This window comes from Paenibacillus sp. J22R98 (assembly GCF_059383835.1).
In genome coordinates this window covers 714,551-736,804 of sequence record NZ_JBXENW010000001.1, presented here as the reverse complement: position 1 = coordinate 736,804, position 22,254 = coordinate 714,551, and the positions used below count along the sequence as shown (strand labels likewise).

Below are 22,254 nucleotides of genomic sequence, written 5' to 3'. Positions count from 1 at the left end.
TGTTAGCTTATTATACAACATAACCAATCACGTACACAGAGCTAAATGCTTGTTTTACAGGAAGCAACTGCTTGGAAGCTGTGCTAAAATAAGACTGGTCCCTGCCCTAATGTTAAATGTGTATTGGAGTTGATCCCGAACTTATGCATAACGAACAAGTAATCATCGTCGGTGCCGGTCCATGCGGACTAGCTGCAGCTATTGAATTGCAGGCTATAGGCATCGACCCGCTTATGATCGAGAAGCGCAATGTCGTTCATTCGATATCGCAATATCCGACCTACATGCACTTCTTCAGCTCTCCGGAGCTGCTCGAAATCGCCGGCATACCGTTTACGACTGCGAACGAGAAGCCGTCTCGCGTTGAAGCGCTCAACTACTATCGCAGCGTTGCTCTGCGGCGTGAGGTTCGCATAAATGCGTATGAAGCCGTTACGGCAATTCATCCGCAGCATGATGGCAGCTTCGTCTTAGAGAGCTCCAACCGTCACGGCGAGTTACACCGCTATCACGCCAAAGCCGTCATCATCGCGACCGGCTACTTCGATCATCCGAATGAGCTTGGTATTCCCGGTGAGCAGTCCGATAAAGTAACGCATTTCTTCCGCGAAGCCCATCCCTACACCGGCATGCAGGTCGCCATTATCGGCGGCAGCAATTCGGCGATTGATGCGGCTCTGGAGCTTGAGCGAGTTGGCGCGAAGGTCACCGTCGTTTATCGTGGCGAGCAATATTCTTCGAGCATCAAACCATGGGTGCGCCCAATCTTCGAGAGCCTCGTCTCGAAAGGCCGCATCCAGATGCGATTCGCTTCCCGCGTCATTGCGATCCATCCGCGAAGCGTCACGATCGAAAGCAACATCGGATGCGACGAGCTGCCGAATGATTTCGTGCTTGCTTTGACCGGATTCCATCCGGATCGTGCATTTCTTGCCTCCTTTGGCGTAACGATCGAGGAAGAAGGTTACCCGACCTTCAACGATGAGACGATGGAGAGCAATGTTCCGGGTATTTATTTGGCCGGCGTTGTCGCTTCGCGGCGGGAAGCCAATGAGATCTTTATCGAATCCGGGCGTTTCCATGGTCGGAAGATCGCCGCGCATCTCTTGCGAACAGGCGCATTATCGTAGTAATCACAGACGCCTATGTTAAGCAAATGAAAGAGGCTTTGAATCCCGAACCGGCGCAGCCGCTTTCGGTAGATTCAAAGCCTTTTTGGTACCTTTATAAACTCACGATTGGCTGAACGCCGTCCTCATCGATACCCTGGAAGGTCATCACCGTCGCGATCTTCTGCAGCCGGATATATTCATTATGCAGCAGCTCCGTTCGGAAATACGCAAACATATAAACGGCTTCGATGAAGGTTAATGCCGGATAAACCGTGATGTTCTGATTGCTGAACGGATTATCGAGCAGCACCTGCCATTCCCCGCTCCGCTGGTCCTCCGATATGGATTCAAACACATGCCGCTTAGTCCGAATGATGCCTGTGAATTCGCGCCAAATGTAAGTCCACGACGGGCTTGTCCGGCCTGGCTCGGGTACTGCAAGCTGCCCGCGCCGCAGCAGTTCTAGCGCAAACTCACCTTCCTCATCGGTAAATGCACGTAAATACTGCCGGAAGTCATCCAGAAATCTTCGAATTGCCGTGAATCCTCCCGATCTGAGCTCCAGGCCGAACGCCTCTATTTCCACATCAGAGCTCAGCCCTTTGATCTGCTGAAAATAGGAATGATCCGTCACATCCATTCGCCTCTTACCCTCCTACACTAACACTATGACTTCAGCAGCGTGATGGCTCCATCTTGCTCTAGCACTATTTTTCTAGCCGGATTATTGTTCAGCTTCACATTAAACAGCTTTAACCGCTCTTCCTTCACTTCAAGAAGATCCCAGTCTGCGTATGGTTCGATGAAACCCCTCTCGACAAGGGCCTGCTCGGCAAGCTGTTCCGCCGCATTTATATCCTCCCACCAGAGAGCGCCATAGTATGCAAAATCATACACATTTCTCAGCATTCCACATGCGATTTCTCCGGTCATGCGATGACGCAATACGATGGGCATTGTGCTCCGGCTCTCCTTCTCATGGTAAAGTTCAAAACAAAAGGCGCGGCCGATTATTCGCCGCCGCGCCTATCAGATCCTACAAGTATAAATTCTCGTGTTTCGCTTTCAGGCGGAGCCAGCGGCGTTCCACTTCATCCTCGAACGACTTGAGCGCTTCGGCATATTCCGGGCGCGTCATATGTTTGGTTTTGCCCATATTCTTAAGCCAGTCGCCAAGCGGGATTCGTTTCCCCTTTTCTTCCGGGTTATACGTAATCGTCGTGACGCCTTCTTCAACCTCATACATCGGGAAGAAGCATGTGTTAACGGCTTCATCGATCAAGGTTTGACCGATTTTCTCCTCCGAAAGCCAGTTCAGCGGACAAGAAATGAGGATTTTCCCATACACAAGTCCGACATTCTGCGCATAATATTGCGCCTTAGCCGCTTTGCGGAGCAGATCCTGCGGCAGCGATTCCGAGCCTGTAAATACGTACGGAATGTTCGTAGCTGCCATAATTTGCGCCGTATCCTTGTGATGGAACAGCTTGCCGCCTTGATGTTTGCCTACGTTGGAAGTAGAAGTTCGGTGTCCAAGCGGCGTGGAATACGACAGCTGAGCGCCCGTATTCATGTATCCCTCGTTATCGTACTCCAGAATGATCATCTTATGGTTACGCAACGCGCTTCCGATTGCAGGACCCATCCCGATATCCATCCCGCCGTCGCCTGTAATCATGACGAAGGTGAAATCATCCTTCAAGCCGTATTGATCCAGCTCGCCGCGGCGTTTGCGTTCCCAGAACATCTCAACAACGCCTGACAGCGTTGCAGCACCGTTCTGGAATAAGTTATGGATATAAGTCGCTTTATGCGAAGAGTACGGGAAACCGGTCGTTACAACCATTGCACAGCCGGTTTGGTAGAGGGCGACAATATCGCCTTCAATCCCCTTGAAGAATAACTCCAAGCCGGAGAAGATACCGCAGCCCGGACAAGCTCCATGACCCGGCGCAAGCCGTTTCGGTTTCTTCGTCAGCTGGCGTACTGGGGGAACCTTAACCTTCAGCTTGCCGGTAGTCTCATCACGGTCAACCGTAATCAGTCCTGTCTTCAGCTCTTCATACTTGAGCGGTTCAAGGACGCGCTTCGGCGCCTTATCCGGATCACCCGGCGTGTGGCCCCAATAGTCGAACGGAACATCGACTTTGCCTGATTGTGCCGCCTCGATAGCCAGTTCGAACAGGTGATGCCCGTCTTCCGCGTAGAAATCTTTGCCGCCCAAGCCGTAAATCCGGCTGATGACGAGCGTGTCTCGAACGCCTTGCGTAAACAGCGCCGCTTTAATTTCATTCGTCATGTTGCCGCCATGGCCGCCATAGGAATCTGCACGATCGCCGATCGTGACCGCTTTGACGCCTCGCAATGCTTCGGCGATTTGCTTCGCAGGGAACGGACGAATCATATTCGGCGCAATCGAGCCGGCTTTAATCCCTTTCGCACGCAGCTGATCCACGACGTCTTTAATGATTTCCGATGCGGAATTCATCAAGAACACCGCGACTTCAGCATCATCCATCCGATACTGATCCAGAATCGGATAGTCGCGTCCGGTTAGTTCCGCATACTCGGCGCGGATACGATCGAACACCTCGCCTGCGTTATACATCGCCATCGACTGCTGATAGCAGTTGTTGATATAATCGGGTTCGTTCATGTAAGGACCAACGGTGATCGGATTGTTGCGGTCGAGCACATGCTTGAAGCCTTCCGGCGAATGCTCGCCGACGAAAGCATGTACATCGGCGCGATGAGCAAAGGTTTGAACGCGGCGTTTCTGATGCGAAGTGAAGTAACCGTCTGAAGCGACAAGAACAGGCAGACGCACCTGCGGATCTTCAGCAAGCTTAAGCGCCATAATGTTCATGTCATACACAGCTTGCGGATCGCGGCACATCAAGATCGGCCAGCCGGTATTGAGTGCGAAGTACAAATCGGAATGATCGCCATGAATATCGAGCGGTCCGGAAACCGAACGGCATACGAGATTCATAACCATCGGGAAACGCGTACCGGATTGGACCGGCATTTGCTCCAGCATATATAAGTACCCATTGGAGCTTGTCGCATTAAATACGCGACCGCCGGCTGCGGACGCGCCATAGCAAATTCCTGCGGAACCATGCTCGCCGTCTGCGGGAATCAATTTAATATCATGCTGCCCGTTCGCTTTCATCAGATCGAGGAATTGGGCAACCTCGGTTGAAGGTGAAATTGGGAAATAGCCCATAACGTGATAGTTAATTTGATGTGCGGCGTACGCCGCCATCTCATTCCCTGACTCATAGACCATACGCTGCTCTACTTTACCTCTGCTCACTTCTTTGTTGATTTCAATGGCCATTGTATCGCTCCTCTCTTCCGTGCAAACCCTACACGACGTTAATTCGCTTTTGCCCAATCAAACTTGTGCGGCACTCGGTGTTGTTCGCCGTAACCATCCGTCTCGCGTTCAGAAGCAAGCGCTTCGGTCGGACAAGCTACGACGCATTTCAAGCAACCCTTGCAATATTGGTAATCGATTCCCTGCAGAAACATTTGCGGACGACCCTTCTTATCCGGCTGCTCTTCCCATACGAAGCAGAAGTCCGGACACGCAGTGTCGCAAGCTGCGCAGTGAATACATTTCTCATCGTCAAAATGAGGCATCATGCCTTGCCTTGAAATACTGATATCCTTCAGCACGCTGTTCCCGGGATTAATGATCATCCCGCCCATTGGCTGCGTCTCGTAGCCGAGTGACGGAACATCCCACCGTGTCGGCTGAGGCATGCTCTCGCCCTCAGGAAGCACGTACGTCTGAAACTTCACTTCATCGAACCCGCGTTGGAACGTTCGCAGTGCCGGTTCGACAGCCTGCGGATATTTCTTCTCCAGCGACTTCCGGATAATTCCTTTCATATGCTCAAAATCCAGGAAGGTGCAGAGTCGGAATAAAGCGCCAAGCATCGCCATGTTCACGCGATTGTTCTCTTCGAGCGAAATGCCTGTAGCATCAATTACAGCGAGTGTACCAGCGGACAATTTCATTTTCTGCTTCAATTCATCGGTTGTTTTGCTAGAATTCACCAGCACCATGCTGTCCTCGTAGATCCCGCTGATTACATTAACGGTTTTGGACAAGTTCTCGTGAAACACCCCAACGATATGAGGGCGCTCGACCGGTGTCGTGTCGCGGATATTCGTCTCCATATCGCAGAACCGAATATGCGCCTTTACCGGCGAGCCTTTCTTCTCTGATCCATAGGAGGAGAAGCTGACCCCATTGAAACCGCTTCCAACTACACCCGCTTCAGCTAACATCTTTCCGGCCAAGTTAGCGCCCAATCCGCCTATTGATTCCAATCGAATTTCAAAGAATCCAAGATCATTCTGTTTTGGAAGTACCGCCACTTGCTCCACTCCCTTCCCGAATTAACTGAATACTTATATAATTCACAACTATCAGTATACCATTACATGGAAGTGGCGAATAGCGTTTCTTTCCTAAACAGGACCGCAAAAACAGTAATACAGACGAATGTTCCTGATGCTGTTCTAGTACAGCTTGTCCCAATTCAATAAACAAAGCTAACACAGCAGCTGTTCATTTCCGACATGGACAGCCCTGCATTCCCGAATCATGGCCGCGAATTGCGGCGCTGATAGTGCCTTAATTCCTTCCAGCCGATTTGTTTGATTCCCTCGTGATGCATCACATCTTGTACTTCTTTATCACGGAAAATATCCATTTCCATCCCACGCTTCAGCGGCTCTGAGTGAAATGCGCTCAGCTCGTCAGTCACAAGCGCCGGATGGATAATTAGCTCGGATACGCCTGGCTTTAACCGTTTCAGCAGGGAAATCATCTGAGCTTTAAACTCAGCATATGTTTCCCCGGGCTTCGATTGAAACGGCAGCGCCACGAGATAGTCCAGAACGACGACTCCTTTGCGATCAGCTTCTGCTGCATGTTTAAGTGCCTGCAAAGCCAGCTCCGGTGGCGCAGGTGCGCCCGATTCCAGCTGCAAGAACCGCGGAAGCCGAAACGGCAGCCGATAGCCCGCACACACATCAAACACTTCCCCCAGAAAATGTCTGCCGGTCTGCAGTCCATACAAGCTACCCATATGGTTATCCGTGTGAGTCACATTAACGCCCATCTGCAGCGCCATCTCAACTTGTGCGATGAGCTCCTGTTTCACCTGTTCCGCGTCAGCCCTGCGCTCGAACGATTTGGAATCCCGGTGAAAATACCCTTCCGTCGTTACTAGTGACTCCGTTGATCCGCCGCGGTAAACCGGACCCCATTTCATCACATCCCATTCGCTTGTCAGCGTGAAATGGACGCCTACATCCATGAGCGTATGGCTGGCGCTCCATACCCCCGCTTCTCTTGCCCAGGCGCAAGGCATCATAATGGTAGCCGATGAGACAATTCCGCCCTCAAGCAGCTTCTGAATGCCTTTATTGCTGGAGTGACACAAGCCAAAATCATCCGCGTTTATAATCAACAATCGATCATTCGGACCGTAACCCAGCAGCTCAGCCGTACTCTTCATTTGCATGCCTCCCCATCCGCTTCAGCATGAATGCTTCCGGTTTTCCGAAATATCACATTATAATGTTATCTATATGAATAAAACAAGGCCGATCATTCTCCGCTGCGGAGATAGATCGGCCTTACATGTCCTATGAGATCAAATGACGACGAAACGAGTTCATCAGCTCTTCATGCCAACGATCGACCCATCCGCAAACGAAAGATGCGCGATTAATCTGTTCCTGCCATATAGCGTCCGAATCCAATCCTGCGAATAACCTGCCGGCAAAATGAAGCCAGACGTCGATCATCCGCAGTTTGATTAACGCTGGAAGCATCAGTACTTCTTCTTCCGTCAGTTTCGCCGCTTCACCATAGCCGCTGCAAAATAGCTTTATGCGCCGAAGGGCTTCTTCATGGTCTTCACTTGGAAACTCGGCTAATGCAACAGCGAGCTCCATGGCTCTTGCATCGATCGTGCAAAATTCAAAGTCCAGCAGACCCGTTATCTGATCTCCAACTGCTACAGCATTCGTAAACACAATATCGCCGTGGATCCATTGCTCCGGATGAGAAGCCAGCTGTTCTCTTAACGCCGTTAATTGTTCGCGCTCACGCAGAAGTTCATCCAGCTTCTCTCGGCTATTTAAGAGTCGTTCAGAGCGTTCACACAACCCCATTAGAACATCTCGCGTCATCGAGCCGTGGTTTTCTTCGAGCTCGTAATACGGTTTATATTGAGGCACTGTTTCCGGATTCAAAGTTAAATGGGCCAGCGCATTAGAAAGTTCTCCGGCCGCATGGCCAAGACCGGCTATATGCGAATCAAGCTCAGGTGTCGGCCTGTTCCCGTTAATATACCGATATAAGGCTGCCAGCTTGCCGTCCGAGCCAATCGTTATCGAGTTGTTTGCGCGATTGAGAACCGGTCGAGGTACTTCAAATGATAACTTCTGCCGCTCGAGTTCATTTAATATCGCATGCTCCGTTATAATTAGCGCTTCGTCACGATGGTTCTCATATATGCGGAGCACGAACTTGTCCGCACCGGAGTAAACCATGCGAGTTGTATTGTTCATCCCGCTCTCTTCTTGTACAAGCTTCCGATTGGAATTAAGCGTATAAGCTTTCAAGTATTCCGCATATTCGCCCTCTATGATTTGAACCATGTAAGCTGCTGCCCCCTGTCGGTCACCATGACAACCTTCTGCAAATGCTCTTATTCGGCCGCTAGTTTATCCAACCTTTTAGTCAGCGTTTGCTGCCAGCTTTCCGACAACTCCGGGATAGCCAGCAGCGCGAGCATACCAGCTTTGTCCTGTTTGTCGATGTGCATGACTCGGTTTGCTTCTGCAATCGTAATTGCAGCCGGATGCCTCCTCGTTAAGAGCAGCTTGTCCCCTTGCTTTACATGACCTTCTGTAAGCACGCGCAAGTAGAAACCTGTATAGCCGTTTGTCTGCACCTCAAGCGCGAGGTCCGGCAATTGATGCTTCATCCCGAGCTTGTAGCAAGGTTGTCTCGGTTGGCTGATTTGGACCACGGTTTCGCCTACGCTCCAAACATCTCCAATACACACTTCATGCTCCGTCAGTGCGGAAACGGTGAAATTTTCGCCAAAAGCACCTGGGAGAACTTCGCGCTCCCATCGTCCTTCCCAATATGGGAAATGTTCTGCCGGGTATACGCAAACAGCCTTGTCCGCGCCGCCGTGAAAGACGAGATCGCCTTGCCCATCACCCTTCAGGCCGGTACGAGATAGATAAATAGGCTGCTCTCCAACCGGGTTCTTATTGATGCCCGTGCTTATATCTTTCTTACCGAATTGTACGGATTCCGGTAAAGCCGTATTAATCGAAATCAATGTTCCAAGCTCCAAACCTGCTCCTCCTTCAACGAGAACTGTATATTACAACGAATTATAAGCCGGAATATGGAAGCTTTGCAATCTTTAATGCCGTTAATAATAGCGTTTTTGACACGATTTCCCCTAATCGATCATGTTGTTACAGATCGTGTCGAAAGTGCTCCTTTCATGTTGTTTCATGCGCTTCCCCGGGAAATAGTTGCGAGCATTTGGGGAAATATTTTCCGTGGACAGCGTCTATATTTCCCCATTTTCGAACCACGCAATATGAGGTGAAGCAGCGGATCTTTGCGGATTTCTAATGTTGCGGGAATTTTCTTTCAATTCTGATACATTCATCTATCGATCTTCGGCTGAATCGAATCGAGCCCACAACCTTGAACGGAACCTTCTTGAGCAAAGCACGGTATTTCCACTCGATGAATAGGCCGCCTATCAACACTGCGAAAGCTAAGTATAGGAGAAGAACGGGATCCAGAAATACAAATGCGGATGCTGCGCTGCCTGCAAGCCATATTATCGCGATCGAATCGACGTACTTCCCATACGCTCCAAGGTTCCACGGTCCATTTAGCTTCGAAAGATTTCTGTGCGTTATTTCCCCATATAGCTTAGCTCCAATTGGTAATGCCAGTGCGATATGCAGCGTTCCTACACTTAATAAAATCAGTTGCGCAAGTGTGTGCTGCGGAGTCATCGCACCGGCTGCTAACGCTTTGAGCACCAAAGAAGATATACCTGCAGCAATAGATACAACAAGCACCGCGCGAAGCGGAGTACGATATAGTACGGACACCGCGGATAGTCTGCCTGGATACGGCACGGCTTCATCCCTTGCCATGGCGAACAACGTACGTGTCGCTGCCGCCATAGACGCATTTCCATTCATCCATACAAACGAAACAATTAGCAGCAGTAGGATTGCATTGCTCAGCGCTCCCCATTTGGTCCAGAGCGTCACGAACCAAGTACTGATGTCTGAATAAGCGGCTAACCCTTCATTACCGAGCGGAAAAAACATGAACACAAGCACGAACAATATAAAGCCAAATAAACCAAGCGCAACGGATGAGAAGAAAATCGACCACGGGACGTTAATCCGAGGGTCCTTCGTTTCCTCAGCCATCTGACCTGCAAAGTCGCTGCCCAGAAACAGTCGCTGCAGCATAAGCATCCCGATTAAGATCACAGGCCGGCTTTTGGCCGTGATGCCTGCAATTGGGTCCGTGCCGGACAACATCTGAAACGGATAGTTAGCCGGCCAAGCTGCTGCAACGAAGAATAGAAGGATCATCAACCCTAACAACAGCTGCAGCCCGGAAGATATTCCTGCTAGTTTGCCAAGGGAATGAACCCCTCTCACATTCAGTAGAGCTTGCGTGAGAAACAGAACAATAAGGAGCACATAGTACAACTCCCCGCCGCCGGCATAACCTAAACGCTGAACCATCACATTATATATCCAATCTGCCAGCAGCAGATTTGTCGTCACCAGCATGATGATCGTACCCAGGAAATGCAGCCAGCCCGACCATAAGCCCATTCGGCGTCCGCCCGCGGATAATGCCCAGTGATAACAACCGCCTGCAGTTGGCACGGCGGAAGCAAGTGCAGCAATAGAGCTTGCCGACACGATACCGAGGAAAGTAAGAATCGGCCAACCGATTCCGATGACCGCCGGACCACCGGCAGCTAAAGCAGGGCCAAGCAGCAGAGCCGCTCCCCCGATAAAAGATAAGGAGCTAAATGACAGCCCAAACAAGGATCGTCCGCCCATATGCCGAGTCAATTGCTGCGCAAACCCGATTCCGTTCAGATCATGCTTATCCTGCATATAGCGCACATAGGGCGAGAAGTGATGCAGGGATTGGTGCAAGGACCGCTTTGCGCCGCGCTCCGCCGTCCGTGCGATGAAGAGGGCGAGACCACATGCACATGCGAAAATCATACAACCAGCCCATAGCAAAAACAAAGTCGCCACCCCCATACTTGACTCTATGAGCGCGGCAATCCCATCAGCACAACTAAAAAATCCGCCGGCATCGAAGCTGCCCGGACGGATTAAATCTTACATGTTTATTCAATTGGAGGGTTATGCTCAACGTTGCAATCCTTTTTCCTCAAGCTGTTCAACACCCGGTTCTTTACTTGCTCGATATCAAACGGCTTGGTGAAAAACGATTGCACGCCCAGCTGTTTGGCTTCCTCCATTTTAAGCGGATCCCCGAATGCTGTAATCATCGCAACCTGCACCTGTTCATTCCATCGGCGAATGCCATGGAGCGCTTCTATTCCATCCATATCCTGCATCTTCAAATCAAGCAAAATGAAGTCAATCGCTGTCGTACGAACGGTTTCAATCGCATCCGTACCGCAGATCGCCTCATAGACTTTCATCCCTTCAAGCTCGAACAATTCTCGGAGCAGCATCCGGATTGCCGCTTGGTCGTCAACAATGAGAATACTGCACGTCGGCCAGCTACCTCGCGCATCCGATTCGGCATTCGATGGCCGATTAAGCTCCGCTGGATCTTGCTGAGTCTGGACTTGATACATCTGGCTTTGATGGTTACGGTCAATGACCGGTTTATTATTCTCGTGCTGTCTTCGTCTGATCAGGGTAATAGTCAGAATAACGCAGATTAGCAGCAATATGAGAACATAAATCATAAGGATCTCCTCTAATACAGTTAATTGTTCACATCCATTCGGCCAAGCGGTCCGTTCGGATTAATGATATCGCTTAGGTCATAGACGGAAATCGGAAAATACGGAAACCCGAAAGCATAAGGAGTAAGCTCGTATAACGCAAAATAAATGACAAGCGAGCGATCCGCGATATAAAAAGGCTGATCCGGCCGAATTGAATGGAATGGCTCTAACGTGGCGATTTGTCTTTCATCGATTTGAGCCTTGATGATATCGGAAAGCCTGCCGACATAGTTGCTGCCTGGTTTGAAAAGCTCAGACAGCGTGTATGACTTGCCGCTGCCCGTATCGAACGTTAGAGACTCCTGAAGCGTCAGCCCATGTGCTCCGCCCGTAAAGGCATAATTAAACAACGATAAGCTTAGAATGTCCTTCTCGTTCGTCTTAATCTCAAAATAGCCTTGCATATCAGCGCGCGGATCCTCAAGAGAGCCTTGATTTTGCACAAGCTCGCTTACCGTTCTGCGTATTTTACCGTTAATCGTATTGCGGGCCGCTGTATTATGAAGTCCGCTTACGACCGGAACCCAAAGCTCGGCTTTCGGGAACGTGACACGGGAAGCATGGATAACGGCCGGAAACTGGAATGCCATGATGGAACACCTGCCTATTCTAGGTTAATGCTCCATTGTATGCCGATTCCTATTTAGATGACTCTTCTCATCTCGTGCCATTCAATGCCCCCGTGCGTGGATGCCGAAACAGCTACATACGCAAACCCTAATCCTTCATAGAAAGGAATTAGATGCGGTTCACACATAAGAACGATTGTAGCGAGCTGATCGGCTTCAGCTTGCTGGATAAGCGCTCTCATAAGTGCAGTCCCGATTCCGCTGGAACGATGCTCAGTAGCGACTGCAACGGACAGAATCACGAGATGGTTCCCACCGCTCACAGCACTGTGCGCACTCTTGACCGCATCGCTCTCGCAGCTGCTCTCCGCTGTACGAACACCGCACGAGAGTCCAATTAGCTCGTTGTTCAGCCAAGCGGACCAGAAATAGCCTGGGAAATGTTTTTGTCTGAACGAAAACGATTCACGGGTTGCCGCCGCTTCAACTGAATAACAAGCCAGCTCGAGCTTGTGTGCGGCATCCAGCTCATGAGGTTCAATCGGACGCAGCTCGTAGGTTACGGAAGTACTCACAGCAGCATTTTCTCCCGCTCCGTCATTCTTCTGCCTTTGATATCCAGCACGAGCTTCCCGTTGTTCAAGCCGATAATTCGATCTGCGAACCGTTCTGCCCAGTCACCCTGATGCATGACTGCCACGACCGAAATCCCTTGCGTCCGGCACATCTTCTTCAAATCGGAGAGGACTTGCTCTGCCGCATGCGGATCTAGTCCAGATACCGGTTCATCGGTGAGCAACGTCTTGGCACCGTGTACCAAAGCGCGCGCCATAGCAATACGCTGCTTCTCTCCGCCGCTCAGCTTATCGCCCTTCTGATGCGCTTTCTCGAGTAGTCCCATCTTCTCGATCATATCCATGGCACCCATATAGTCATCGCTGCGGATCATGCCTGTTACCCTGCGCCAAATCGGTGTTTGATGCGCGGTGCCGATTAATACGTTCTTGAGCGCGGTCCGTTTGCCGATTAAGGTTGGCTTCTCTTCGAGATAAGCCATCTCGCGACGGATTTTCATTTTGCCAAGCAGACCTTTTTTGAGGATGTCGACGCCGTCCACGATATAGGAGCCGCCGCTCCATGACTCTCTTAACGCTAAGCATCGGAGCAGCATGGATTTACCGCTTCCGCTCGCCCCTTTGATGGCGATGAATTCACCGGGTTCTATGTTAAAGCTGATCCCGGAGAGCACCTTCGGCCCGCCCGGAATTTGTTTGGATAATTGATCGACTTTTATCATGAGTGGCGCTCCTTTATGAATGCATTTGCTATTGAATGCGAAGTGATCTATGTAAGCTATTAATCTAGTTTAAGTTAAAAAAATAATAGTTTCCATACGAACAAATGTTTGCTATAATAAAAACAAGAACACACGTTCTAAATTCCCGCCAATTGTGAGGAGGCTAACCATCATGAATAACTGTGAAAACTATCGATTTATCGAAACGCATCGACCATTCCGGGATCTAACTTTTAAGTTTTATTCCAACGGCTCCTTGACCATTATCGACAACAGTGCTGATGAAGTCATTAGCCCTCGCGAATTGAAAGGAGCAAGCTACGACTTCTATGTTCGTAAGAGAATCGCATATATTAAGCAGGATCTCACTGCTAAATTAAATAAGTATGCCTAACAACTCACAGTCTCTATATGTGTCCTCAGATGCCTTCTGGCTGCTGACCATATAGAGACTGTTCCCTGTTTCTAACCTGCCGTATGTATTAAGGCAGCTGTTTGTTAATGCCGTTTAAGCTTGAAGGTCTGCTAGCTAATTTCTCCAGCTTCTTTAATTCGGAAGAATAACTTCTCCCCTCCGATTCACTTCCACCGTTTTTCTTATTGCTGTTCCGATTTGTTGGCATTCATCATTCACCTCCACCTACAGTATTTGTAAATGTTCCCAGTACTATTCGATTTGACGGCGAATCCCAAGATGCGGTAGATTGAATCTACACAGCGGAAATCATCTGGGGAAGGAGCCGTGCCTAAGATGAAACAAAGTATTTTATTCGATCTCGATGATACGCTTATTTACTGCAACAAGTATTTTTACTTCGTCATTGATCAATTCACAGATCTCATGACAGACTGGTTCAGGGGTTATGGAATTTCGGCTCAGGAAATCCGTGACAAACAAACCGAAATCGATATTGCCGGCGTACATGTATCCGGCTTTAAGAGCGATCACTTCCCGCAATCCTTTATCGGAACTTACCAGCATTTCTCCGATCTACTGGGGAGAGCAATATCCCCTGTAGAAGTAGATATGATGTGGAAATTAGGAAGAAGTGTTTACGATCATGAGGTTGAACCCTATCCTTTCATGGAGGAGACGCTCGATGAATTGGCCTCCAAAGGTCATGAGCTGCACCTTTACACCGGCGGCGAAATGTTGATTCAACAACGTAAAATCAAGCAAATGCAGCTGGAAAGGTATTTCGGCCCGCGCATCTATGTGCGTTCGATGAAGAATATCGAAGCGATGGAGAACATATTGCGAGACGGCAAATTCGATCGCAAATCGACTTGGATGATCGGTAACTCCATTCGTACCGACGTGATTCCCGCCCTAACTTCGGGCATACACGCTATCCACATGAAGACTGATTCCGAGTGGGCGTACAATATTGTCGGAATTGATGTGGAGCCGAAAGGCGCCTTCCTCACACTGGACCAGCTCCGGGATGTTCCGACAAGTATTCAGACTTACCTGAATCAACGCGGTTCCAACTAACCAGCAAACAAGAAGAGGCTTGTCCTGCACAAGAGTCAATGACTCCTGTGAGGACAAGCCTCTTGTTCGTTCTTACTGGGCAGGTACAAATTCCACTGCCCCGGTTGTGTTATTCACTAGCGCCAGTTTGCCTGTGTCACTGGTTCCGTCTTCCCTCTTGAACGTGGAGGATCTAGTAGTACCGCTAACTGCCAGCGCCTTCGCCATAGCTGCGGTAACGAGACGTCCCTGTTGTTCCTTCCAGATGACGAACGTACAGCCTTCCCTAAATCGCATACAGCCATAACCGCGTTTACCTTCTACAAGTTCACCGCCGCAGCCTGGCCGAGGACAAGTTGCAATAACCTTCGGCGTGCTTGCCGCCGATTCCGAAGTTGCTGCCGCTCGTGTGGCTGTGGCAGAACGAGCTTGGGCGCCGCTGCTTCCAGCCGCCAAGTTGCTTGCGGACTTAGATCGAGATGAAGCTGTACCTCTTGCGGCTGGACCCGAGCCCGAGCTCGAGCCAGCCTCTTTCGACTTCACAGCTTTCTCCTTCGAAGATGTTCGCGTACTTTTCTCGCCCGAAGCGGATGCTCGCGCTCCCTTGCCTCGGCCTTTAGCTTCCCCGCCGGCTTGCCCAGGCTCTTCGAACAGGCTCGCATCTGCTTGTCGCTGATGCTTCACTTTGCCGACAATCATCTCGGCAAACTGCTTCACCTTCGCAATGAACTGCTCATCCGACGCTTCGCCTTTCGATATCTGATGCAGACGCTGCTCCCAGCGCCCCGTCATTTCCGGCGAAGCGAGCAGTTCGACGCCGGCACCGCGAATCAGCTCGATGGCTGCGCAGCCCTTCGTCGTGATATCAAGCCGTTTGCCTGTCGGCTTGATATACCCGACATACTTCAGCCGCTCGATTGTTGCGGCACGAGTTGCCGGTGTTCCCAGCCCCGTTTGCTTCATCGCATCACGAAGCTCTTCATCCTCAATCGATTTGCCGGCACTCTCCATCGCTTTGAGCAATGTACCTTCCGTATACGGCTTCGGCGGTTTCGTCGCCTTCTCAAGTGCATCTGCGCCTTCACAATGCACCGGCGCATCGGGGTCAACCGAGAACGGACGATCGGTCTCAACCAGATCATCCTCTTGATCGTCCGTCGCATCATCGGATTTCTTCTTCGACTTGCTCTTTGCTTTGCTCGCGCTGCCGTCATCCTGATCGCCAAGCACGACTCGCCATCCGGCATCCAGCTGTTCCTTCGCACGTGTGCGGAACTGCTCCTCTTCCACCTCTGTCAACACTTCATGATTGTTATAGACAGCCGGAGGATAGTAATGAGAGAGGAATCGACGAACAATCATATCATAAATGTTCTGCTCTTCCGTGCTTAAGGAGCCGGGACGCTTCGGCGTCGGCAAGATCGCATGGTGATCCTCAACCTTAGCCGGATTACAAACGGCCTTATTGCCTTTATGCACCCTGCTGCGATCCGCACCATTGGCCAAATCACCGTAAGACGTTTGTTTAAGCATGTTAAGAACATTTCCCATTATTGGAAGGTTCTCTTCCGTCACATAGTTAGAGCTTGTCCGAGGATACGTAATCACTTTATGTTTCTCATAGAGGGACTGCGCAATATCGAGCGTTTTCTTCGCCGGATAACCGTACCTGCCGTTCGCTTCGCGCTGCAGCAGCGTCAAATCATAGAGCCGGTAAGGATATTCCTTCGATTCCGTTACGGTAAAGCTGACAATCTTAGCCGGCTTCCCCGATACCTTCGCAGCAAGCGCTTCAGCCTGCTCGCGTTTCGTGATGCGATCACCTTGCCAGACGCCTTTATAAGTAAAATCCTGCTGACGGAATGAAGCTTGAACGACGAAATACGTCTCACTGTCAAAAGCCGTAATTTCTTTATGCCGATCGTAAAGCAGCGCCAATACGGGTGTCTGTACCCGTCCAACCGACAACAGCGTTTTGTGTCGGATGGTAAATGCCCGCGAAGCATTCATCCCAACCAGCCAGTCTGCTTCGCTTCGGGCTTTGGCAGCGCGTGTCAGATCATCATAATCCTGATCGCTGCGCAGCCCGTCAAACCCGCGGCGAATCGTTTCCGGGGTCAAATCGGAAATCCACAGCCGATCTGTCGGCTGCGGCATTTTCAAATATTGCCGGATGAGATGGAAGATGAGCTGACCCTCACGCCCGGCATCGCATGCGTTAACAAGCCGATCACAGCGCTTCGACAGCTCGCCAATGATAGCAAGCTGATCCTTCGTCCGCGCATTAGGCCACAGCTTGAAGCGATCCGGAATAATGGGCAAATCCGCTTCATTCCATTTCTTATACTTAGGGTCGTACTGATCCGGCTCTGCGAGACTGACCAAATGACCGATCGCCCACGTAATAATGTAGTGCTCGCCCTCCAAATAAGCGCGTTTGTTCTGCGCCTTCGGTTCTACGACAGCGGCGATTGTCCGGCCCATATCGGGTTTCTCTGCGATAATCAATGTTTTCAAGCAATCGCCTCTTTACCGTTCGTTAACCAACATAATCTGACGTTTCATCGCATCCAATATCGCTCTAACGCCTTTCGACCAATTGACGTCTTCGGCATATTTCGTATTGATCCAAGTGAGTGCGTCGACATCGTCAGGTCTTCCTTGACTTTTATGTACAATGGTATTGCTTGCGATCTTCGCAGACTCGCTGATTGTTGTATTAAACTCTTTCCAGCTGTGAAACACATTAAACGGATTGTTCGCGATTTTCTTCGCGTCTTTGTGCGTCTTCGGTACAAAAGCTTGTTCTTGTCCGGTTATGGCAAACAGCAATAGCGGGTGGATATCATGCTCCTTGGCCGCATTTACGATTGCACTAAAATAAGGCTCTTCTGCGAGCAAAGAAGATTTTCCCGTCAAATACCGAACAAGCCTTTCTTTGTTTACTTCTACATATCTCAGCTCACCGGGCAGCTCATTCTTATACTTCTGCACGATAGTATTAGGCGATTGGGGGATTGGCGGACTCACAACGATAGGTTGTCCAAGCTTAGGGAGCTGAGCAGGAGCAGTTGGCGGACGCAGGGTCCACCAGCCATAGAACAGCGTTGATGCGCTTAGCGCCACAGTAAGGAACAGATAGCTACTCGTCTTCGTTCTGCTGCTTGCAGCGCCATTACGGCTGCCAGGAAGCGCGATGATTTCTGCCATTCGATCCGGCGCCCGATAATAGCCTGCCACTGTGCCAATAACAGCATCCCAGGCTTCAACTTGCAAGTGGGGAGAGTTCGCAATATGAATGCCTTCATCGATAATCCCTTCGAACACATCCGTTTCGATCGTCACGCCAAGTCGCTGCTCCACCCATTCGTGCAGGGCATGGAAAAGCTGAGGATCACGATAATCGAGCCTCAGGCATGCTTCAAAAATATGCTTCTCATGAACGGGAATTTGATTCCGCACCGCAATGCTACGCATCAATTCGGTCGAAACGCTCAGCTTCTGTTCCTGCGGAAACGCAGGTAATTGTCGCAGGACAATACGCTGCATCGCATCCGCTACAATCTCAGCACGGCGTTCGCTAGGCAAGTCACCGAACTTATGCTGAACATAATGTCTGATTTTATGAATATCCGTCGGCGTAAGAACACCTGCAGCTGTGGTGCGCAATCGAATCTCCTCCCACCAAGAAACGATAACCTACAGCTCATTTTACCACATCTTACCTTAACCGATAGAGAGATTTGCAATCTGCCCTTGGATTTCTGCCGATTCAATATACGCAGTGATCTGTTCCTTCTCATCCGAGGTGAACTGGAACTCGCAATCACAGCCCTCATCCAGCGGTACAATCTGAGCAATGACGCCGCTATGCGTACAAATCACTAATGCCGTTAAATCTATTAATCCATCAGGTACAGGTGTGGCTTGATCCACAATCATATGCAGCTCGATATCGATCCATTGCTCATCGCGTCGTTCGATACGAGGAATAAACGTCATAAATCGCAGTTGCGTAATTTGCTCGGAACCGTATTGAATCATCTTTCTTCCACTCCTTCGTTAAACGAAATAAAAGCGCCCGTAGGCGCTTTGCATTCCGATTCGCTTCATTAAGGAAGCATCGTTGTTCCCATCAAATAACGGTCCACTTCACGCGCAGCCTCGCGGCCTTCGTTGATTGCCCAAACAACCAAACTTTGTCCACGGCGCATGTCGCCTGCAGCGAATACTTTGTCAACGCTCGTTTTGTAGTTGCCATACTCGGCTTTTACATTCGAACGACGGTCTTGCTCAAGGCCAAGCTTCTGAATCAGCGTGTTCTCAGGACCTTCGAAACCGACCGCAATCATAACAAGATCAGCCGGCCAAACTTTCTCTGTACCCGGGATTTCGGTATAGATTCTGCGACCTGTTTCATCAACTGTCCGCTGGATTTGTACCGTGTGCAATTCTTTCAGGTTGCCGTTCTCGTCACCGACGAATTTCTTCGTCAGTACGGAGAATGCGCGAGGGTCTTCACCATAAAGCGCGCGAGCTTCCTCTTGTGCATAGTCAAGCGTATACACGTTAGGGAATTGCGGCCATGGGTTCTTCTCTTGGTCACGCACTAGCGGTGCTTTACCAACTGTACCGAATTGCGTCACCGATTTACAACCGTGGCGAAGCGCTGTTGCTACACAGTCAGTACCTGTGTCGCCGCCGCCGATTACGATAACATCTTTATCTTTAGCCGAAATATAATTACCGTCTTCCAAGTTGGAATCCAGGTAGCTCTTAATGGTACCGTTCAAATAATCCATTGCCAAGTGAACGCCCTTTAGATCGCGGCCTTCAATGTCAACTTCGCGCGCTTTCGTAGCACCGCCGCAAAGGACAACAGCATCAAATTCGTTCATCAATTGCTCAGCCGGTACGTTTGTGCCGACTTCTGCATTTGTAACGAAGTTTACGCCTTCCGCTTCCATCAGATCCACGCGACGCTGAACCACTTTCTTGTCGAGCTTCATTGTTGGAATACCGTAAGTGAGCAAGCCGCCGATGCGATCTGCACGCTCATATACCGTTACCGTGTGGCCCGCTTTGTTAAGCTGCGCCGCGCAAGCCATTCCCGCAGGACCGGAGCCGACTACGGCAACCTTCTTGCCAGTACGCATAAGCGGTGGCTGCGGAACGACCCAGCCTTCTTCGAAGCCTCTGTCGATGATGGATTGCTCGATTGTTTTGATCGTAACCGGATCACCGATCAAGCCAACCGTACAAGAGCCTTCGCACGGAGCAGGGCAAACACGACCGGTGAATTCAGGGAAATTGTTCGTTTTGTGCAAACGATCCAGTGCCTCGCGCCAAAGTCCACGATAGATGAGGTTATTCCATTCCGGAATGAGATTGTTCACCGGGCAGCCCGATGCGCCTCCCGGAAGCTCGATACCTGTATGGCAATAAGGCGTACCGCAATCCATGCAGCGCGCGCCTTGCGTTCTCAGCTGATCTTCACTAAAATGCTTATGAAATTCATCCCAGTCCTTAATCCGTTCCAGCGGATCGCGGTCAGCAGGCAGCTCGCGTTTGTAGTCCATAAATCCAGTAGGTGTAGACATGATCGCTTTTCCTCCATCCATTTTCCCATTACCGAATGTTCGTTATCTCTCTAAAACTATATCGGGAATCGACATTGAATTCAATATCAAACTTTACCATATAAAACCTGATAACTATTTACAATATCTTAGCAACTTGGCCTAACGCAATAAATGGATTTTCCGTACAATCATTTGCACTTTATCACATAATGTTAGGCATTTGCCAAACAAATCGAGTTTGCACTAGCGAGCGTTCCTGACATATGTAACGATCGTAAAATCGTATGCATTTTTCTCATCTTTCGAGAAATGCTCTCGATCCTGCACTGTCCACTCATCCATATCGAAAGTCGGAAAATAGGCATCCCCTGCCACATCCGCTTCGACTTCCGTTAACCATAGCTTGTCCGCATAAGGCATAAACAGCGAATAGATCTCTGCGCCGCCCATAATAACAAGCTCTTCGCCTTCATTATGGCCATACTGAGCAATCACTTCTTGGGCGGAATGAGCAACCTCACAGCCTTCCGGCCTATAATCCATGCTGCGGGTCAAGATGACATTGCGACGGTTCTTAAGCGGTCCGCTGAGCGATTCGAACGTTTTACGCCCCATCACGACTGTTTTGCCCGATGTCGATCGCCGAAAATGCGCCATCTCAGCCGGCAGACTCCACGGCATGCCGTTGTCGATCCCTATCACGCGGTTGCGTGCCATTGCGGCAATCATTGCAATTGTCATGATTGGCACCCTCCCTTATATCGCTACTTCCGCTTTAATCGTAGGATGATGCTGATAATCGGCAATTTCGAAGTCATCGTAGACATAGTCAAAAATCGATTCCGGTTTCCGCTTAATGATCAGTTTCGGCAGCGGCAGCGGTTCACGAGTCAATTGTAGTTTTACCTGTTCAATATGATTGCTGTAAATATGAACATCCGCACCGGAGTAAATAAATTCCCCCACACCCAGATCACACTGCTGGGCAATCATATGGGTGAGCAGCGCGTATTGCGCAATATTAAACGGCAGCCCCAAGAACGTATCGGATGAACGCATCGTCAACATGCATGAGAGTTTCCCGTTAGCCACATAGAATTGGAATACAAAATGACACGGCGGAAGCTTCATATTGTCGATCTCCGCAACATTCCACGCACTGACAATATGGCGCCTTGAATCCGGATTATTCTTGATCGATTCTACTACTGCTTCAATCTGATCTATACGACGACCATCAGGTGTCTCCCAAGCCCGCCACTGCGACCCGTAGACCGGACCCAGATCACCGTTCTCATCTGCCCATTCGTTCCAGATCCGAACGCCATTCTCTTGCAAGTAGCGAACGTTCGTATCTCCTTTAAGGAACCAGAGCAGTTCATGAATAATGGATTTCACATGCATCCGTTTCGTCGTTACCAGCGGAAAGCCTTGATTCAAGTCGAAGCGAAGCTGTCGACCGAACACGGATCTTGTTCCTGTTCCTGTGCGATCTTCTTTCACTACCCCGTTATCCAAGACATCCTGAAGCAAATCCAAATAAGCTTTCAACGTCCGTCTCCCCCCTCTCCATCTCTCTGCAAAAAAACCGCTTCCTATTAGTTTAACATTTAAAGGCTCTTCTGTCTGTCCTGTTTTCGCTGCATTCTAAGTTCGTAGCGATCCGGTGCGGACAGATGCAGCGCTTGTTCTTCCTCATTCTGCGGAATTATGCCCGGAACAGGGGTCGGCTTGCCATGCTCATCAAGCGCAACAAAGGTGAAAAAGGCGGTGACAGCTGTTTTGCGTTCTCCCGTATAGACATTCTCGGTTTGAACCTTCACGTAGATTTCCATCGAGCTTTTACGAGTCCATGTGACGAAAGCTACGACGTCGATCATATCGCCGACTTTAATTGGCGCAACAAAATCCAAACTATCGGTCGATGCGGTTACGACCGGTCCGCGTGCATGACGCATGCTCGTAATCGCCGCAATCTTATCCATGTACTCCATGACTTTACCGCCGAACATCGTTCCGTGGTAATTCGTATCCGACGGGAAGATCAGCTGCATCATCGTTGATCTCGATTCGTCCGTGGTCTTCTTCAACACTTCGCTCGTCATTGCAGGCAGCCTCCT

Annotated in this window: 23 protein-coding genes; 3 read left to right on the top strand and 20 right to left on the bottom strand. The window is 50.0% G+C overall.

What is annotated here, in order from left to right; genetic code table 11:
• Positions 1–143: 143 nt before the first annotated feature.
• Positions 144–1,130 carry a YpdA family putative bacillithiol disulfide reductase gene (locus AC50Y3_RS03400; RefSeq protein WP_494817338.1) on the top strand — a complete coding sequence of 329 codons (987 nt, stop codon included), beginning with the start codon at positions 144–146 and terminating at the stop codon, positions 1,128–1,130.
• 94 nt (positions 1,131–1,224) lie between these two features.
• Here AC50Y3_RS03400 and AC50Y3_RS03395 read toward each other — a convergent pair whose 3' ends face one another.
• The 12 genes from AC50Y3_RS03395 to AC50Y3_RS03340 all read right to left on the bottom strand — a co-directional run bounded on the left by AC50Y3_RS03395 (position 1,225) and on the right by AC50Y3_RS03340 (position 13,078).
• Complete coding sequence (locus tag AC50Y3_RS03395) at positions 1,225–1,752, bottom strand: hypothetical protein (protein WP_494817337.1); 528 nt, start codon at positions 1,750–1,752, stop codon at positions 1,225–1,227.
• A 26-nt stretch (positions 1,753–1,778) separates the two neighbouring features.
• On the bottom strand, positions 1,779–2,069 hold the full coding sequence (locus AC50Y3_RS03390; protein WP_494817336.1) for a hypothetical protein: 291 nt from the start codon (positions 2,067–2,069) through the stop codon (positions 1,779–1,781).
• Positions 2,070–2,148: 79 nt separating this feature from the next.
• On the bottom strand, positions 2,149–4,455 hold the full coding sequence (locus AC50Y3_RS03385; RefSeq protein ID WP_494817335.1) for a thiamine pyrophosphate-dependent enzyme: 2,307 nt from the start codon (positions 4,453–4,455) through the stop codon (positions 2,149–2,151).
• Between the two features lie 38 nt (positions 4,456–4,493).
• On the bottom strand, positions 4,494–5,504 hold the full coding sequence (locus AC50Y3_RS03380; RefSeq protein WP_494817334.1) for a 2-oxoacid:acceptor oxidoreductase family protein: 1,011 nt from the start codon (positions 5,502–5,504) through the stop codon (positions 4,494–4,496).
• A 227-nt stretch (positions 5,505–5,731) separates the two neighbouring features.
• Positions 5,732–6,652, bottom strand: a complete 921-nt coding sequence (locus AC50Y3_RS03375; RefSeq protein WP_494817333.1) for a polysaccharide deacetylase family protein — start codon at positions 6,650–6,652, stop codon at positions 5,732–5,734.
• Between the two features lie 130 nt (positions 6,653–6,782).
• Positions 6,783–7,802 carry a phosphotransferase gene (locus tag AC50Y3_RS03370; RefSeq protein WP_494817332.1) on the bottom strand — a complete coding sequence of 340 codons (1,020 nt, stop codon included), beginning with the start codon at positions 7,800–7,802 and terminating at the stop codon, positions 6,783–6,785.
• 50 nt (positions 7,803–7,852) lie between these two features.
• Positions 7,853–8,512 (bottom strand): MOSC domain-containing protein, encoded by a 660-nt coding sequence (locus tag AC50Y3_RS03365; protein ID WP_494817331.1) that lies wholly within the window; start codon positions 8,510–8,512, stop codon positions 7,853–7,855.
• A gap of 286 nt (positions 8,513–8,798) precedes the next feature.
• Positions 8,799–10,472, bottom strand: a complete 1,674-nt coding sequence (locus AC50Y3_RS03360) for an APC family permease (RefSeq protein ID WP_494817330.1) — start codon at positions 10,470–10,472, stop codon at positions 8,799–8,801.
• Positions 10,473–10,576: 104 nt separating this feature from the next.
• On the bottom strand, positions 10,577–11,170 hold the full coding sequence (locus AC50Y3_RS03355) for a response regulator (protein WP_494817329.1): 594 nt from the start codon (positions 11,168–11,170) through the stop codon (positions 10,577–10,579).
• Between the two features lie 20 nt (positions 11,171–11,190).
• Entirely contained in the window at positions 11,191–11,802 is a 612-nt protein-coding gene (locus AC50Y3_RS03350; protein ID WP_494817328.1) for a DUF3298 and DUF4163 domain-containing protein, read from the bottom strand.
• 53 nt (positions 11,803–11,855) lie between these two features.
• Entirely contained in the window at positions 11,856–12,356 is a 501-nt protein-coding gene (locus AC50Y3_RS03345) for a GNAT family N-acetyltransferase (RefSeq protein ID WP_494817327.1), read from the bottom strand.
• Positions 12,353–13,078 (bottom strand): phosphonate ABC transporter ATP-binding protein, encoded by a 726-nt coding sequence (locus AC50Y3_RS03340; RefSeq protein ID WP_494817326.1) that lies wholly within the window; start codon positions 13,076–13,078, stop codon positions 12,353–12,355. The genes AC50Y3_RS03345 and AC50Y3_RS03340 overlap by 4 nt, the downstream gene beginning before the upstream one ends.
• Positions 13,079–13,250: 172 nt before the next feature.
• Here AC50Y3_RS03340 and AC50Y3_RS03335 point away from each other — a divergent pair, with 172 nt between their 5' ends.
• Complete coding sequence (locus AC50Y3_RS03335; RefSeq protein ID WP_091215788.1) at positions 13,251–13,472, top strand: hypothetical protein; 222 nt, start codon at positions 13,251–13,253, stop codon at positions 13,470–13,472.
• 88 nt (positions 13,473–13,560) lie between these two features.
• Here the strand turns inward: AC50Y3_RS03335 and AC50Y3_RS03330 are convergent, their stop codons facing one another.
• The gene (locus AC50Y3_RS03330) at positions 13,561–13,701 is read right to left on the bottom strand and encodes a hypothetical protein (RefSeq protein WP_494817325.1); all 141 of its coding nucleotides are present in this window, start codon (positions 13,699–13,701) and stop codon (positions 13,561–13,563) included.
• A gap of 128 nt (positions 13,702–13,829) precedes the next feature.
• Here AC50Y3_RS03330 and AC50Y3_RS03325 point away from each other — a divergent pair, with 128 nt between their 5' ends.
• Positions 13,830–14,573: an HAD family hydrolase gene (locus AC50Y3_RS03325; RefSeq protein WP_494817324.1), complete on the top strand. Its 744-nt coding sequence runs from the start codon at positions 13,830–13,832 to the stop codon at positions 14,571–14,573.
• Positions 14,574–14,645: 72 nt separating this feature from the next.
• On the opposite strand, the gene AC50Y3_RS03320 is transcribed toward AC50Y3_RS03325, so the two are convergent.
• From AC50Y3_RS03320 to AC50Y3_RS03290, 7 genes are all read right to left on the bottom strand, one after another.
• Entirely contained in the window at positions 14,646–17,069 is a 2,424-nt protein-coding gene (locus tag AC50Y3_RS03320; protein WP_494817323.1) for a DNA topoisomerase 3, read from the bottom strand.
• 12 nt (positions 17,070–17,081) lie between these two features.
• Complete coding sequence (locus AC50Y3_RS03315; protein ID WP_494817322.1) at positions 17,082–18,221, bottom strand: hypothetical protein; 1,140 nt, start codon at positions 18,219–18,221, stop codon at positions 17,082–17,084.
• A gap of 57 nt (positions 18,222–18,278) precedes the next feature.
• Positions 18,279–18,596 (bottom strand): hypothetical protein, encoded by a 318-nt coding sequence (locus AC50Y3_RS03310; RefSeq protein WP_494817321.1) that lies wholly within the window; start codon positions 18,594–18,596, stop codon positions 18,279–18,281.
• Positions 18,597–18,664: 68 nt separating this feature from the next.
• A complete protein-coding gene (locus tag AC50Y3_RS03305) occupies positions 18,665–20,152 on the bottom strand; it encodes a glutamate synthase subunit beta (RefSeq protein WP_494817320.1) in 1,488 nt (495 codons plus the stop codon).
• Positions 20,153–20,377: 225 nt separating this feature from the next.
• Positions 20,378–20,875 (bottom strand): dihydrofolate reductase, encoded by a 498-nt coding sequence (locus AC50Y3_RS03300; RefSeq protein ID WP_494817319.1) that lies wholly within the window; start codon positions 20,873–20,875, stop codon positions 20,378–20,380.
• A 15-nt stretch (positions 20,876–20,890) separates the two neighbouring features.
• Complete coding sequence (gene thyA / locus AC50Y3_RS03295; protein ID WP_494817318.1) at positions 20,891–21,685, bottom strand: thymidylate synthase; 795 nt, start codon at positions 21,683–21,685, stop codon at positions 20,891–20,893.
• Between the two features lie 59 nt (positions 21,686–21,744).
• Positions 21,745–22,239 carry an acyl-CoA thioesterase gene (locus AC50Y3_RS03290; RefSeq protein ID WP_494817317.1) on the bottom strand — a complete coding sequence of 165 codons (495 nt, stop codon included), beginning with the start codon at positions 22,237–22,239 and terminating at the stop codon, positions 21,745–21,747.
• Between the last annotated feature and the right edge of the window lie 15 nt (positions 22,240–22,254).